This is a genomic window from Algicella marina, from assembly GCF_009931615.1.
GTDB lineage: Bacteria > Pseudomonadota > Alphaproteobacteria > Rhodobacterales > Rhodobacteraceae > Algicella > Algicella marina.
Genome location: NZ_CP046620.1, coordinates 3,129,684 through 3,143,801 on the forward strand (window position 1 = coordinate 3,129,684; position 14,118 = coordinate 3,143,801).

14 protein-coding genes are annotated in these 14,118 nt (G+C 60.7%); 11 read left to right on the plus strand and 3 right to left on the minus strand.

Going from position 1 to position 14,118, the window contains the following annotated elements:
• Nucleotides 1-174: 174 nt before the first annotated feature.
• The 6 genes from GO499_RS15450 to GO499_RS15475 are packed head-to-tail and all read left to right on the plus strand — an operon-like array spanning nt 175 to nt 6,017.
• Complete coding sequence (locus GO499_RS15450; RefSeq protein WP_161863020.1) at nt 175-1,923, plus strand: type I secretion system permease/ATPase; 1,749 nt, start codon at nt 175-177, stop codon at nt 1,921-1,923.
• Nucleotides 1,920-3,224, plus strand: coding sequence for an HlyD family type I secretion periplasmic adaptor subunit (locus GO499_RS15455; RefSeq protein ID WP_161863021.1), 1,305 nt, complete (start codon nt 1,920-1,922; stop codon nt 3,222-3,224). The genes GO499_RS15450 and GO499_RS15455 overlap by 4 nt, the downstream gene beginning before the upstream one ends.
• A 32-nt stretch (nt 3,225-3,256) precedes the next feature.
• Nucleotides 3,257-3,721 carry a RidA family protein gene (locus tag GO499_RS15460; RefSeq protein WP_161863022.1) on the plus strand — a complete coding sequence of 155 codons (465 nt, stop codon included), beginning with the start codon at nt 3,257-3,259 and terminating at the stop codon, nt 3,719-3,721.
• The gene (locus GO499_RS15465; RefSeq protein ID WP_161863023.1) at nt 3,714-4,469 is read left to right on the plus strand and encodes a glycerophosphodiester phosphodiesterase family protein; all 756 of its coding nucleotides are present in this window, start codon (nt 3,714-3,716) and stop codon (nt 4,467-4,469) included. Before GO499_RS15460 ends, GO499_RS15465 begins: the two co-directional genes overlap by 8 nt.
• 59 nt (nt 4,470-4,528) lie before the next feature.
• Nucleotides 4,529-5,740 carry a GNAT family N-acetyltransferase gene (locus tag GO499_RS15470; protein ID WP_161863024.1) on the plus strand — a complete coding sequence of 404 codons (1,212 nt, stop codon included), beginning with the start codon at nt 4,529-4,531 and terminating at the stop codon, nt 5,738-5,740.
• Nucleotides 5,721-6,017 carry a 4a-hydroxytetrahydrobiopterin dehydratase gene (locus GO499_RS15475; protein WP_161863025.1) on the plus strand — a complete coding sequence of 99 codons (297 nt, stop codon included), beginning with the start codon at nt 5,721-5,723 and terminating at the stop codon, nt 6,015-6,017. Before GO499_RS15470 ends, GO499_RS15475 begins: the two co-directional genes overlap by 20 nt.
• A gap of 3 nt (nt 6,018-6,020) precedes the next feature.
• Here GO499_RS15475 and GO499_RS15480 read toward each other — a convergent pair whose 3' ends face one another.
• Nucleotides 6,021-6,509: a peroxiredoxin gene (locus tag GO499_RS15480; protein WP_161863026.1), complete on the minus strand. Its 489-nt coding sequence runs from the start codon at nt 6,507-6,509 to the stop codon at nt 6,021-6,023.
• A gap of 96 nt (nt 6,510-6,605) precedes the next feature.
• Between GO499_RS15480 and GO499_RS15485 the strand changes: the two genes are divergently transcribed.
• Both GO499_RS15485 and rsmD read left to right on the plus strand, forming a co-directional pair.
• Entirely contained in the window at nt 6,606-7,817 is a 1,212-nt protein-coding gene (locus GO499_RS15485; protein WP_161863027.1) for an NAD(P)/FAD-dependent oxidoreductase, read from the plus strand.
• A 3-nt stretch (nt 7,818-7,820) separates the two neighbouring features.
• Nucleotides 7,821-8,378: a 16S rRNA (guanine(966)-N(2))-methyltransferase RsmD gene (rsmD, locus tag GO499_RS15490; protein WP_161863028.1), complete on the plus strand. Its 558-nt coding sequence runs from the start codon at nt 7,821-7,823 to the stop codon at nt 8,376-8,378.
• A 202-nt stretch (nt 8,379-8,580) separates the two neighbouring features.
• On the opposite strand, the gene ade is transcribed toward rsmD, so the two are convergent.
• Nucleotides 8,581-10,275: an adenine deaminase gene (ade, locus tag GO499_RS15495; protein ID WP_161863029.1), complete on the minus strand. Its 1,695-nt coding sequence runs from the start codon at nt 10,273-10,275 to the stop codon at nt 8,581-8,583.
• 160 nt (nt 10,276-10,435) lie between these two features.
• Between ade and GO499_RS15500 the strand changes: the two genes are divergently transcribed.
• The 3 genes from GO499_RS15500 to GO499_RS15510 all read left to right on the plus strand — a co-directional run bounded on the left by GO499_RS15500 (nt 10,436) and on the right by GO499_RS15510 (nt 12,811).
• Nucleotides 10,436-11,338, plus strand: coding sequence for a diacylglycerol/lipid kinase family protein (locus GO499_RS15500; RefSeq protein ID WP_161863030.1), 903 nt, complete (start codon nt 10,436-10,438; stop codon nt 11,336-11,338).
• Entirely contained in the window at nt 11,338-12,159 is an 822-nt protein-coding gene (locus tag GO499_RS15505) for a metallophosphoesterase family protein (RefSeq protein WP_284155000.1), read from the plus strand. The genes GO499_RS15500 and GO499_RS15505 overlap by 1 nt, the downstream gene beginning before the upstream one ends.
• Nucleotides 12,160-12,280: 121 nt before the next feature.
• Nucleotides 12,281-12,811, plus strand: coding sequence for a dihydrofolate reductase family protein (locus GO499_RS15510; RefSeq protein WP_161863032.1), 531 nt, complete (start codon nt 12,281-12,283; stop codon nt 12,809-12,811).
• 4 nt (nt 12,812-12,815) lie between these two features.
• On the opposite strand, the gene GO499_RS15515 is transcribed toward GO499_RS15510, so the two are convergent.
• Nucleotides 12,816-14,024: an NAD(P)/FAD-dependent oxidoreductase gene (locus tag GO499_RS15515; RefSeq protein ID WP_161864015.1), complete on the minus strand. Its 1,209-nt coding sequence runs from the start codon at nt 14,022-14,024 to the stop codon at nt 12,816-12,818.
• Nucleotides 14,025-14,118: the final 94 nt, after the last annotated feature.

A 14,118-nucleotide genomic window follows, 5' to 3' on the forward strand; every position in this document is an offset into this window, starting at 1 on the left:
TAACTTTGTGCCCATATAGCATTATACAATTCCTGTGCCAGAGCGGCGGTTTCAATTGTGATCTATCTCTTGCACAGAGACATGTAACGTGATCAGCACAGAAATTCCCGCACGGAAGTGATTTTACAAGGCCAACCCGGTGTTTTTTGGCCGCGATGAGGACAAGTGATGCAGATGCAAAAGCTCAAGTCTGCCTTTCGGCCGGCCAATGCGAAGGGAGAGTTGCGGCAGGCTTTGGTCAAAGGCAAGGGATTGTTCTGGTCCCTCGGAATTTTCAGCGTTTTCGTGAACCTGCTGATGCTGACGGGACCGCTGTTCATGTTGCAGGTCTATGACCGTGTGCTCGCCAGCCGGTCGATGGCGACACTGACAGCGCTTTTTCTGCTCGTGGCCGCCCTCTACGCCATAATGGGGGTCCTTGACTATGCGCGCGGCCGCGTCGCGGCTCGCATCGGCGCCGATTTTCAGAACACTCTCGACGCCAGGGTGTTTGACGCCATTCTCCGCCGATCTGTCATCCCGTCTGAGCGCGCCAAGCCGGCCACCGGACTACGTGATCTCGAGTCAGTCCAACGTTTCATGTCCGCGCCAGTGGTGTTTGCGATCTTCGACATCCCGTGGACCCCGATATTCATTCTCGCGATATTCATATTTCACCCGCTCATGGGGTGGCTGGCAATCGTTGGCGGGCTGATTCTGATCACGGTTACCATTCTCAACCAAATGCTGACGAAAAAACCGCAACTCGACGCCCAGATGGCGTCGAACCGCAGTGAGGCGTTTGCTGAAGGTCTGAGAGAACAAGGCGAACTGGTTCAGGGACTGGGCATGCGGAATGCCGTATTGCATCGGTGGAAAGAAAACCGGGATGCAGCGCTCGGTTCCCAGATCCAGGCGAGCGACCAGACAGGCATCTTTACCACCCTGTCAAAGACCTTCCGCTTCTTCCTGCAATCGGCGATGCTTGCCTTAGGCGCATATCTGGTGCTGAAGGGCCAGCTTTCACCCGGTGCGATGATTGCCGGTTCGATTCTGATGGGTCGTGCTCTGGCACCGGTCGATCAGGCCATTGGCGGGTGGTCCCTCTTTCAACGGGCACGGCAGGGCTGGTCTTCTCTGGAGGAGTTATTGAACTCCACTGCCCCGGAACCGGAACACACGCCGCTCCCGGCGGCGCGCTCCATCCTTGAAGCACAGCAGGTAACCGTCGTTCCGCCGGGTGAGAAGGTTGCGACACTGAGGATGCTCAGCTTCCGGCTGGAACCCGGGCAGGCACTCGGCGTCATCGGTCCGTCCGGTTCCGGCAAATCTACCCTTGCCCGTGTGCTCACCGGAATCTGGCCAGCAGCCTCCGGCAAGGTCCGTCTGGACGGAGCAACGCTTGACCAGTATTCGCCCGAAGCGCTCGGCGCGCAGATCGGCTACCTCCCGCAGGATGTCGCCCTTTTCAATGCGACTGTCACCGAGAACATCGCCCGACTGGCCGCTGAGCCGGACCCGGCGAAGGTTGTGGAAGCCGCCAAAAAGGCGGGTGCGCATGAGATGATCCTCAATCTGTCCAACGGTTACGATACAGTGCTTATGTCCGGCGGCGGAAGGTTGTCCGGTGGTCAGAAGCAACGGATCGGGCTTGCCCGCGCGATGTATGGCGATCCGGCAATCTTGATCCTCGACGAACCGAACTCCAACCTCGACAGCGAAGGCGGCAACGCACTTAACCAGGCGATCCGCACGATGAAGGAAGCAGGTAAGTCGGTCATCATCATGGCGCACCGACCCAGCGGCATAACGGAATGCGACCTTCTGCTCGTGATCGAGAACGGGATGCTGAAGGCGTTCGGCCCGCGTGACGAAGTGCTGCGAGAGCAGATCAAGAATTACAACCAGATCGCTGGCTCCATCGGGGCGGAGGGCAAAAAATGACCGACGGAACCAAGAAATGGAACCCGATCGTGCCACTGGCCATAGGGTTTGTCGCCCTGTTCGTACTGATCTTCGGCCTTGGCGCCTGGTCGGCATTGGCCAATATATCGGGCGCAATCGTTTCGTCCGGAATGATAATCGTCGAAGGCAACCGTCAGGCGGTTCAGCATCCCGAGGGCGGTGTGGTCGGTGAAATCCTCGTGGAAGAAGGCCAAAGCGTTGAATCCGGGGATCTTCTGCTTCGGCTCGACGGACGCATGGTCCGCTCGGAGTTGGCGATTATCGAAAGTCAGCTCTTCGAAATCATGGCCCGTCGCGCACGACTGGAGGCGGAGCGGGATGGCGCCGATGTTCTGCGTTTCGATCCGGAACTGATTGAACTGGCCAATACGCGCACCGAAATCCTCGAGCTGATGTTAGGCCAGGAACGGCTGTTCCGCGCCCGGCAGGATTCACGTCAAAAGGAAGTGGAGCAACTTTCCGAACAGAAGGTGCAGATCGGCAACCAGATCGAGGGAAGCCAAGCGCAACTTGCAGCGCTGAAGGATCAGCTCGCCTTTATTGAAGAAGAACTGACCGACCAGAGAAGCCTTCTGGAAAAAGGCCTGACGCAGGCAACGCGCGTTCTTTCTCTTCAACGCGAGAAGTCCCGTCTCGGGGGCCTTGTGGGCGAATTGACGTCACAGGCGGCCGGGCTTGCCGCCCGGACGACCGAGATCGAGATTGGAATCCTGAAGCTAGATACCAGCCTGAGGGAGCAGGCAATCAGCGAGTTGCGGGACATCCAGTATCGCGAAATCGAATTGAAGGAGCGCCGCCTTTCCTCGCGGGAGACGCTTTCGCGCCTCGACGTCAAGGCCCCGGTCGCGGGTGTGATCTACGGCCGCCAGATCAATACGATAGGTGCGGTCATTCGACCGGCCGACGTGATCATGTATATCGTACCCCAGGACATTCCGCTCGTCATTTCCACCCGCATCGATTCCATCAACATCGACGAGGTGGCTGTCGGTCAGGAAGCAGCGTTGCGCTTTTCGGCATTCGATCAGCGCACATCACCGGAAATCTACGGATACGTCAGCAAGGTGTCGGGCGATGCCTTTGTCGATGAAAACACCGGCTATACTTATTATCAGGCCGAGATCCTGCCGAAAGAGGGCGAGGTAGAGAGACTGGGTGACATCACACTTGTACCCGGCATGCCTGTGGAAAGCTTCATAAAAACTGGCGAAAGAACGGCCCTCAACTATCTCGTCAAGCCACTTGCCGACTACTTCAACAAAGCCTTCCGCGAAAGCTGAGGCCAAAAATTTCCCCGACAAATGAGGTTGCAATGGCCGGTGCCATCGACGCGAAACTCAAATCTCTCGACATCACCCTGCCTGACGCTCCGGCGCCTGCAGCCAATTACGTACCATATGTCCGTAGCGGCAATCTGGTCTTTGTTTCCGGCCAGCTTCCTTCAGGCCCGGATGGCCTGATGAAAGGCAAAGTCGGCAGCGAAACGGATGTGGCCACTGCCCAGCAGGCCGCGCGCCAATGCGGCATCGCCCTGATCGCGCAGCTGAAGGCCGCCTGTGATGGCGATCTCGACAAGGTTCAGCGCGTCGTGAAGCTAACCGGCTTCGTCAACGCAACTCCGGAGTTCGGCGATCATCCGGCCGTGGTCAATGGAGCTTCTGACCTTATGGCGGAAGTATTCGGGGCCAAAGGCTCCCATTCGCGCGCAGCAGTCGGCGCGGGGTCGCTGCCATTCAACGTATCTGTCGAAGTTGAAGGCGTTTTCGAGATTGCTTGACCTAGCCTTTCTGCGCTGCCCGCTCGCCCATCGAGGCCTGCATGATCGCACCATCGGGGTCGTCGAGAACTCACGCGCCGCATGCATTGCGGCGGTTTCCGCCGGTTTCGGCATCGAAGTGGATGTCCAACAATCAGCGGACGGCCAGGCGATGGTTTTTCACGATGACCTGCTGGATCGTCTGACTACCCGGAAGGGACAGGTAAAAACGTTTCCTGCTGCTGAACTAGGTGAAACGCCATTGACCGGCAGCGAAGAAACCATCCCCACACTGGCGGAAATTCTCGAGATCGTCGCGGGTCGGGTTCCATTGCTGATCGAAATCAAGGATCAGAGCGGCAGAATGGGTCCAACGGACGGCGAACTGGAAAGAGCCGTTGCGAGTGAGCTTGAGAACTACATCGGCCCGATTGCCGTTATGTCGTTTAATCCGCATGCTGTCGAACTATTCCGCGAAGCCCAGCCATCGGTGGCTAACGGTCTGACGACTGACAATTATGACCAAAGCGAATGGAACCTTTTGCCTACGGATGCGCGGCGTTCCTTGAGCCGGATGGAAGCCGTTGACAGGCTGAAGCTCGATTTCATCAGCCACAATCACCTGTTTTTGTCGGATGCCGCCGTCCGTCGGCAAAGGGAGAACGATCTTCCAGTGCTTTGCTGGACGGTACGTTCCGCTCTGGAAGAAACTGCGGCTCGGGCAGTTGCCGACAACATCACCTTCGAAGGTTACTTGCCGAAGCATTGACGCCAGCGCAATCACCCCCAAGTGTAGGCAGATGAAACCCCCGAAACCGGACGCTGCCAATGGATGACTCTCCAACCATCGAGATTGACGTTCTGGCCGCAATTGAAGATCTGCCAGCAAAGGATTGGGATGCTTGTGCTGATCCGGAAAACGCGGCGCGTTCCGATAACCCTTTCACCACGCACCGTTTTCTAAAAGCTTTGGAAGACAGCGGCTCCGTTGGGAAAGGAACCGGTTGGCAGCCTCGGCATCTCGTGGCACGTGCGCAGGGCGAAGTCATAGCCGTGATGCCACTGTACGGAAAGTCCCATAGCCAGGGTGAGTATATCTTCGACCACAACTGGGCCCACGCCTATGAAAGAGCGGGCGGGCGCTATTATCCGAAACTGCAATCGGCAATACCGTTTACCCCTGCCACCGGTCGCCGGTTTCTCACTCGTCCAGGTTGGGATGGTATTGGCCGTGCCGCCTTGACCGATGGTGCAATTCAGCTTGCGCAAGGAAACGGTGTCTCTTCGATCCACATCACTTTCTGCACTGAGGCCGAGTTTGATGCGGGCGGCAACGCCGGGCTGTTGCAGCGCACCAGCCAGCAATTTCATTGGAATAATCGCCAATACTCTGATTTCGAGGCATTTCTTGCGGACCTTTCGTCACGAAAGCGCAAGGCGATCCGCAAGGAACGGCGAACGGCAATGGCCAGTGGTGTCACCGTTAGCGGGCTTACAGGAGACGATATCAAGCCCCATCACTGGGATGCCTTTTGGGAGTTTTATCAGGATACAGGCGACAGAAAATGGGGCACTCCCTATTTGACACGGGAGTTCTTTGAAGAGGCTCACGCTCACCTGCGGAATGACATCCTGCTTTTCTTTGCGGAGATGGACGGACAGCCCGTCGCCGGCGCTCTGAACTTTCTGGGCCAAAACGTGCTTTATGGACGCTATTGGGGTTGCAGGTATGAGGTCCCATGCCTGCATTTCGAAATGTGTTATTATCAGGCCATTGATTTCGCTATTGAAAATAACCTCGAACGCGTGGAAGCCGGGGCACAGGGAAGTCACAAACTGGCTCGCGGATACCTACCTGTTCCAACTTACTCACTCCACTGGGTGGCCGACGAAGGGTTCGCGAAGGCAATCAGCCAATATCTTGAGGCGGAGCGTGAAGCGATTGACGAGGAAATCGAGATCGTCACCAACTACGGCCCGTTTCGCAAGGTGATGAGCGAAAATGAAGGAGGTGCTGCGCATGGCGGAGAAACTGAGTGAGACGGAACGCGAGACGGCGTTATCTGAGTTACAGGAGACCGGATGGAGTTTGGACGCCGATCGCGACGCCATCAGCAAGGAGTTCAAATTCTCCAACTTTGTCAGTGCCTTCGGCTGGATGAGCCAAGTCGCAATGGTGGCAGAGAAGATGAACCATCATCCCGAATGGTCGAACGTATACAACAACGTCAGCGTCACCCTGACGACTCATGATGCGGAAGGTCTGACGGAACTTGATCTGAAGCTTGCACGCCGGATGGACAAGCTCGCTGGCTGACTACTACAACTGATCGAGAAGGCTCTCTCCACCGGAAAGTTCACACACTCCCGGGCTTTCCTCGATGTTCAGATGAGTGACCTTGCCACCTTCCGCGACAAGGGAGAAGCGTCGGGACCGGGAGAGCAGGCCGGCTGGCGGTGCGCTGAATTCCAGTCCGAGCGCCTTGGCGAAGTCAGAAGCCGGATCAGCCAGCATCCTTATGCCCGCCTCGCTGGCACCAGTCGACTCGCCCCAAGCCTTCATGACGAACGGATCGTTTACGGACACACAAGCGATGGAGTCTACACCCTTGCTTTCCAATTGTTTTTTAGTGCGAATGAAGCTCGGCATGTGGGCGGAAGAACAAGTGGGCGTATAGGCACCAGGCACACCGAAGATAACCGTTTTACCCGAGCCCAGAATCTCGGCGAGAGGAACGGCCTTCGGTCCTTCGGGGCCGATCTCGATGAAGGTGGCCTCTGGCAGTTCGTCTCCGACGGAAATGGTCATTTGGCGGCTCCTTGATTGCGCTTCTGACTCACGATCCTATAGGGTGCGGCTCAGTTTCGACAGGGGTAGAGAGCCCCGTTTGGAGGAAAAGGCAATATGGCGGGAATCGTGGTTGTCGGGGCCGGGCAGGCCGGTGCGACGCTGGTGGAGACACTGCGCAAGGAGGGCTACGACGGGCCGGTGACGCTGGTGGGAGCTGAGCAACATTTGCCATACCAACGCCCTCCACTTTCCAAGAAGTACCTGCTGGGCGAATTGGAAGTCGAACGTCTGCACCTGCGACCACAGAGTTATTATGACAATGAAAACATCGCGTTACGGCTCGGAACGCGAGTGCGTGGCATAGATCGGGACACCCGTGAAGTGCATTTTGAAGGTGGCGACAAACTGGCATACGATCAACTTGCGCTGACAACCGGATCACATGCGCGGCGACTGCCTGAGAGGATCGGCGGGACACTCGGCGGAGTGTATACGGTGCGCGATCTGGCGGATGTGGATGCGATGGCGGCGGAAGTGGTGCCTGGGCGACATGTTCTGATCGTCGGCGGCGGGTACATCGGGTTGGAGGCTGCGGCAGTGGCGGCGGCCAAGGGGCTACGGGTGACGCTGATCGAGATGGCAGACCGGATCCTGAAGCGGGTGGCCTCTGCCGAGACCGCCGAATACTTCCGCAAACTTCATTCTTCTCATGGCGTTGAAATCGTTGAGGGAATTGGACTTGAAAAACTCGAGGGCGACGCGCGGGTCACTGCTGCACTGCTGACGGATGGTACGCGGCTCGATGTGGATTTCGCAGTTGTCGGCGTTGGGATCGAACCTTCGACATGGCTGGCGGAGGCGGCGGGGCTGCGGTTGGAGAACGGGATCGCGGTGGACGGATATGGGCGGACGTCGGATCCAGCGATATTTGCCAGTGGGGATTGCTGTTCCTTTCCCTATCGCGGCGGGCGGATACGGCTGGAGTCGGTTCCGCATGCCATTGATTTTTCAGAAGTAATTGCGAAGAACATGCTGAATGGTGAGGTGGAATACGTCGCCAAGCCGTGGTTCTGGTCCGACCAGTATGACGTAAAACTGCAGATTGCCGGGCTGAACACCGGTTTCGAGCGGGTCGTGACACGTAGTGGCGCGCGGGAAGGATCATATTCCTGCTGGTATTTCAAAGGGTTGGAACTTCTGGCGGTGGACGCGATGAACGACCCGAAGGCTTATATGACTGGCAAACGCTGGATCGAAGCGGGGGTTTCTCCGGAAGTGGAATCGCTGGCGGCTGGCGCCGATTTCAAAGAGATTCCAACGGCTTAGAGGATGAGAATCGTCGGCGGCAGGTGGCGGGGGACGGGACTGGCGGCGCTGGGCAAAGGCGACGCCGCCGCGCATCTGCGGCCGACCTCCGACAAGGTACGGGAAAGCCTGTTCAATGTGCTGGAACACGGGGGATATCCGGCGCTCGATGGGCTGCGCGTGTTGGACCTTTTCGCGGGCACCGGTGCACTGGCGTTGGAGGCGCTCAGCCGGGGCGCCGCAGAGGCGCTGATGATCGATGACGGGGCGAAGAGCGGCGCGTTAATTCGGCAGAATATCGAGCGATTACAATGTGCTGACATTGCAAAACTGCAACGCCGATCCGCCCTCAAACTGGGCGGCAACGCCGGGGCACCCTACGACCTGATCTTCCTCGATCCGCCCTATGGCAAGGGGTTGGGAGAGCGGGCGCTGACGGCTGCGCTGGCCGGTGACTGGTTGGCTGCGGAGGCGGTGATCGTGTGGGAGGAAAGCGCCCGGATCACCCCGCCGGAGAGGCTGAGAATCGCCGATCAAAGGCGCTATGGCGACACCGAAATCACGATCCTGCGGCGCCAGTGAAACCCGCGTATGGGTTTGGTATGGCAAGCCGTCGCGGGGAAGTCGACTTTTGCGGCGCGGTACGGGTTTGCAGAGAAAGGTAATGAAACTGATTACCTTTGAGGTAAGAAGAGCATTACCAGAAACGTAAGTCAGTTTTGCTGACTTGCTTTCGTCTGTCTCCTCATCCCTCTGTATCCGGCGAACAGCAGGTGGCACCGGCTCAGCCGATGATCTCGAACTTCATCACGTCCACCAGCCCCCTGTCCGTGATCTTGAGGTTGGGAATGACGGGTAGCGCGAGGAAGGCAAGTTGGAGGAAGGGTTCCTCGAGCGTGACACCGAGGGAGAGGGCGGCGGCGCGGAGGGTGCGGAGGGTTTGCTCAACCTCTTCGAAAGGTGCTTCGCTCATCAGGCCGGCGACAGGGAGGGGCAGTTCGGCGAGGATCTGACCATCACAGGCCACGGTGAAACCGCCCTCGATTTCCGTCAGGCGGGTTGCGGCGAGGGCCATGTCTTCGTAACTCGCGCCGACCACGGCGATGTTGTGGTGGTCATGGCAGACGGTGGAGGCAATGGCGCCCTTTTGCAGGCCGAAGCCCTTCACGAAGGCGGTGGCGATGTTGCCGTTGCGGCCGTGGCGTTCGATGACGGCGATCTTGATGAGGTCGCGAGACGGGTCGGGGCGTTTGTCACCGTCCTCCACCGGGATGGTTTCGTGCAGGTGCTCGGTGATGATCTTGCCGGGGAGGATGCCGATCACGTCCGTCTCCGCGCGGTTGGAGGTGGTGCGGAAGCTGGCGGGCGTGATCGCGGGGGCCTTGACGCTTGCGCGGCCCACGGGCGGGATGGTTTGGCGGGCGGCGTAGGCTTCCGGCGTGAGGCGGATGCCGCCGGAGAAGACGATTTCGGCGCGGCACTCGGCGAGGCTTTCCATCACTACGATATCGGCGCGCTTGCCCGGCGCGATGTGGCCGCGATCCTTCAGGCCGAACGCCTCGGCCGCCGAGAGGGTGGCGGCGCGGTAAACGGCCAGCGGCTCGCAGCCGGCGGCGATGGCGGTGCGGATCATGTGGTCGAGATGACCCTGCTCGGCGATGTCGAGGGGGTTCCGGTCATCCGTGCAGAAGGCGATGTAGGGGGAATTGCGCTCCGTGATCAGCGGCATCAGGGCTTGAAGATCCTTGGAGACGGAGCCTTCACGGATCAGGATGCGGAGGCCCTTCTGCAGCTTTTCCAGCGCTTCTTCGGCGGTGGTCGCCTCATGCTCGGTGCGGATGCCGGCGGCGATATAGGCGTTGAGATCCTGCCCCCGCAGCAGCGGCGCGTGGCCGTCGATATGCTGGCCCGCGAAAGCGTGCAGCTTGGCCATGCAGCCGGGATCGCGGTGGATGACGCCGGGAAAGTTCATGAATTCGGCAAGGCCGATGCCCTGGGGGTGGCCGTGAAGGGCGGCCAGTTCCTCCGCCCCGATCTCGGCCCCGGCGGTTTCCATGTGCGAGGATGGCACGCAGGAGGAGAGTTGCACGCGGATGTCCATGCAGGTGCGGGTGGCGGCATCCAGAAAATACTCGATGCCGGGCACGCCGATCACGTTGGCGATTTCGTGCGGGTCGCAGATGGCGGTGGTGATGCCGCGCGGTCCGACGCAGCGATCGAACTCGAACGGGGTGACGAGCGAGGATTCGATGTGCAGGTGCGTGTCGATGAAGCCGGGTGTGAGGATCTTGCCGGAAACGTCGATGATCTCGGCGGCGTCGTAGGTGCCGACGCCGGCGATGGTGCCGCCAGCGATGGCGACATCGCCTTCGAGGAATGCGCCGGTGATCGTGTCGAAGACGCGACCGCCGCGCAGGACGATCTCGGCAGGAATTTCGCCGCTGGCGGTGGCGATACGGTCTTCGAGGGAAAGTGGCATGAGGCGATGACCTGACATTCGTTTGGGTGTTCCGGACCGGTTTACCGCTTTTGCGGGTGCAATGCAGCATTTCTCGGCGCGAAATGGGTGTCACCGGTGGTGGAACCGGTTTGCCCCACGCGGCTTTACCATGGACACACGCCAGTTCGAGAGAGGCACCATGGGCAACAAGGCCTGCGCGATCATCAACAGAAAATCCGGTCGCGGCAGCGACGAGGAGAGTTTTGCCCAAACACTGAAGCTGCTGGAGGATCGCGGTGTCGAGGCGATCCTGCTGAAAAAACCGGCCGACATGGCGAAGGCCGTTGATGAGGCGGTCGCCAAGGGGTTTGACCCGATCATCGCCGCTGGCGGCGACGGGACGATCTGCGGCGTCACGGAAGCATTGCGAGGCAAGGGGCCGCGGCTGGGAGTTCTGCCGCTGGGCACGTTCAACTATTTCGCACGCAGCCTCGGCCTGCCCGAGGATGCCGAGAAGGCGCTGGATGTCGCGTTGAACGGGGCTGACTCGACGCTTTCGTTCGGCGAGATCAACGGCAAGGTTTTCCTGAACAACGCCAGCATCGGTGCCTATGCCGCCGTGCTGGAGGTGCGGGAGGATATCTACAAGAATTGGGGCCGCTCCCGGTTGGCGGCCTATTGGTCCGTCATCGTTGCCATGGCGACGCTTTACCGTTCGCTCAAGATGAAGATCACGGTTGATGGCAAGGTTCACCAGATGCGTTCGCCGGTGGCGTTCGTCGCCATCCGGGCCTATCAACTGGCGGAGTTCGATCTCGAGGGCGTCGAGGAGATCGAGGACGGCAAGATGGCGCTGCTGGCGGCCCGTGACTCCGGCCGCTGGATGCTGTTGTGGAGGGCGATGCGCATCTTCTTTCGCGGCGCGCGCAAGGGGCAGGATTACGTGCTACTCTCGGGTAAGGAGATCGATATCGAAACCAGTGCCGCCCGTCGGTTCGCGCGGGATGGCGAGCGGGAGCGGATGGCGGGGCCCTACCGCTTTCGCCTGAAGGAGAATGCGATACCGATTCGCGTGCCGCACCCCGAAGAAAACGAGGCTTGATGCGACTGTTCCTGTTGTCAGACCTGCATTTCGGTCGCGCCAACCCGGACCTCGTCGCCCCGTTGCTGGCCACCATCGAGGAAGCCGCGCCTGACCGTGTCGTGATTGCCGGTGACTTCGTACAGCGGGCGCGGGCATCGCATTTCAGACCTGCCTGCGAATTTCTGGAGCGCCTGCCGGTGCCCTGGGACGCGGTGCCGGGCAATCACGACATTCCGCTCTATAACCTCCCGCAGCGGGTGCTGGCACCGAGGGCCGCATATCGCCACTGGATCGCGACCGAGACCGAACCGCGCGTGGCGTCGGATGATGCGGTGATCGTGGGGGTCGATACGACGCACCGGTGGCATCATCAGCGCGGGATCGTGCGGCGCGGGCAGATCAGGCGGGTGGCCGAAGAAATCCGGGCGAATGCGACGGAGCGGGCCGTGGTGATCCTTGCGCATCATCCGTTCCATCAATCCAGCGAAATCGAAAAAAGGCTGATGCTGAACGCCCCGCGTGCGCTGGAAAGTTGGGCCGATGCCGGCCCGCACATCGTGCTGACAGGGCATTTGCACAAGTGGACGGTGGAGCCGTTCGTGACCCGGAAGAACAAATCCATGACGTTGCAGGTTCACTGCGGCACCGGCCTGTCGACCCGGCTGAGGGGCGAGCCTAATGATTGTGCGATCCTCGACGTGTCGGCCGAGCGGGTGACGATCGAGCGGCTCTCGGTGCCAGAGGGCGAATTCGCGTTCATCCGGGGCCAGACCTACAGCTATGAGGTTGGCGATGCGGGGTGGATCAACGTCGGGAATCAGACTTCGGACGCGGGGTGACACGCGCGCCTTGTGCCAAGGCGATGACCGTCTGGCGACGCGCGGGGACGCCAGAAAGATACCTGTTGCCGTGTACGGGACCCGCAGCTAACCATTTTGCAGGCTGACGTGGAGGCGTGAGATGGCAAGACTCGTGTTCGCTATGAACGTGTCGCTCGACGGATATGTCGACCATGATGGCTTTGCGCCGGGTCCCGAGCTTTTCAAGCACTGGACGGACTGCGTGCGGGAGGCTGGGGGCAGTCTCTACGGTCGCAGGCTCTACGAGATCATGCGCTATTGGGACGAGGAACAACCGGGCTGGGGCGCGAACGAGCGAGCCTTCGCAGAAGCGTGGCGCGCACAGGATAAGTGGGTCGTCTCTGCCAGCCTGCAAGAGGTGGGGCCGAATGCGACACTGGTGGAGGGCGACCTCGCCACGGCGGTGGGGCGGCTGAAAGCGGAACGGGAAGGTGAGATCGACGTGGGCGGCCCGGTGCTGGCGGGGAGCCTTTCGGCGCTGGGGCTGATCGACGAGTACCGGCTCTACTACCACCCCGTCGTGCTGGGGAAAGGCACGCCCTTCTTTGCGCAAGTGCCGCCGGCGCTGCGGCTGGTCTCCACCGATGCTTTCGAGGGTGGCGTGACGAGGCTGACCTTCGTGCCTGCCTGAAGGCTCAGATGATCGCCGCCTCGGTGAGGTGGCGCCGGGCCTCGATACGCTCCAGGTGAAGGGATGAGAGATCGAGCGTGCGGTAGTGCCCGTGTGCGATCCATTCCGCCATGCCGCGGCCGACCGCAGGGGCCTGCTGGAAGCCGTGGCCGGAAAAGCCGTTGGCGAGGATGAAGTTCGTGGCCTGCGGGTGGGACCCGAGGATGGCGTTCTGGTCGACGGTATTGAAGGCGTAGTGGCCAACCCATGAGCGGACGAGGCGGATGCGCTCGAAGTCCGGGATGCGGTGGGCGAGTGCGGGCCAGACATGCTCCTCCCACAGGGTGAAATCCTGCGTGAAGTCGTCAGGCTCTACCGCCGGGTCAGGCCGGGCGGGGCAGCCGGCCATGTAGAGCGCGCCATCGGAACGGACGTGGATGCCCGAGGGGTCGATGGTGAGGGGGAGCGGGCGCGGCAAGGGCGCCTCGGCGGAGAAGACGAAGGTGTAGCGCTTGCGCGGCTCGACCGGCAGGACGAGGCCGGCCATCGAGGCGGTGCGGGCGGCGCGGGGGCCGGTGGCGTTGACGATGTGGCCCGCGGCGATGGTGGTGCCGGAGGAGAGGGTGACGCCGGTGACGCGGTTGCCTGCGCGGCCGATGGCCGTGACCTCGCCCGCGATCCGCTCCACCCCCCGCTCGCCCGCCTTGCGGCGCCACCAGTCAAAAAGGGTGGTGCCGTCGAAATAGCCTTCGTCCTGCGTGTTGTGATTGGCGGCGAGGATGTCGGCGAGGTTGTAGAACGGGTACTCGGCCGCGACCTGGTCCGGCGAGAGATGGCGGGTGCCCGCGCCGCAGGATGCCTGCAACGCTTGAGCGGTGCGGAGGCCGGCGGCGGCCTCGGGCGTGGCGGCGAGGTACATGTAGCCGAAGCGGTCGAAGGCGATCTCTGGGATGCGCTCGTCGCCGCCCATGCGCTGCCGGAAGGACTTCACGTAGTCGGCAGCGAACTGGCTGATGCGGATGTTGATCTTGGTGGTGAACTGCTGGCGCATGCAGCTGTTGGTGTGGGCGGTGGAGGAATGCTCGAAGCTCGGGTCACGCTCGACCACCAGCACGGAGCCGGTGAAATCGGGGCTGTCGGCGAGGAACCACGCGATGGCCGAACCGACCATCGCGCCACCGATGATGACGACATCGTAGGAGGTACGGGCGGGTTCGGTGGGGTGTGCTGGCATGGTCGCTCCTGTTGCCGGTATCGGGGCAAGGGGCGGAGGGTTTGGCAAGGGGAAAAGTGGGGCGGTGGGTTAACACCAACTCTACGGGGTAATG

Bases quoted from the DNA above. Each gene is read 5' to 3' on its own strand.
- rsmD (WP_161863028.1), top strand. From the start codon at position 7,821: ATGAGAATCGTCGGCGGCAGGTGGCGGGGGACGGGACTGGCGGCGCTG.
- GO499_RS15505 (WP_284155000.1), top strand. From the start codon at position 11,338: ATGCGACTGTTCCTGTTGTCAGACCTGCATTTCGGTCGCGCCAACCCG.
- GO499_RS15480 (WP_161863026.1), bottom strand. From the start codon at position 6,509: ATGACCATTTCCGTCGGAGACGAACTGCCAGAGGCCACCTTCATCGAG.
- GO499_RS15515 (WP_161864015.1), bottom strand. From the start codon at position 14,024: ATGCCAGCACACCCCACCGAACCCGCCCGTACCTCCTACGATGTCGTC.
- GO499_RS15510 (WP_161863032.1), top strand. From the start codon at position 12,281: ATGGCAAGACTCGTGTTCGCTATGAACGTGTCGCTCGACGGATATGTC.
- GO499_RS15455 (WP_161863021.1), top strand. From the start codon at position 1,920: ATGACCGACGGAACCAAGAAATGGAACCCGATCGTGCCACTGGCCATA.
- GO499_RS15500 (WP_161863030.1), top strand. From the start codon at position 10,436: ATGGGCAACAAGGCCTGCGCGATCATCAACAGAAAATCCGGTCGCGGC.
- GO499_RS15485 (WP_161863027.1), top strand. From the start codon at position 6,606: ATGGCGGGAATCGTGGTTGTCGGGGCCGGGCAGGCCGGTGCGACGCTG.
- GO499_RS15460 (WP_161863022.1), top strand. From the start codon at position 3,257: ATGGCCGGTGCCATCGACGCGAAACTCAAATCTCTCGACATCACCCTG.
- GO499_RS15450 (WP_161863020.1), top strand. From the start codon at position 175: ATGCAAAAGCTCAAGTCTGCCTTTCGGCCGGCCAATGCGAAGGGAGAG.
- GO499_RS15470 (WP_161863024.1), top strand. From the start codon at position 4,529: ATGGATGACTCTCCAACCATCGAGATTGACGTTCTGGCCGCAATTGAA.
- GO499_RS15475 (WP_161863025.1), top strand. From the start codon at position 5,721: ATGGCGGAGAAACTGAGTGAGACGGAACGCGAGACGGCGTTATCTGAG.
- ade (WP_161863029.1), bottom strand. From the start codon at position 10,275: ATGCCACTTTCCCTCGAAGACCGTATCGCCACCGCCAGCGGCGAAATT.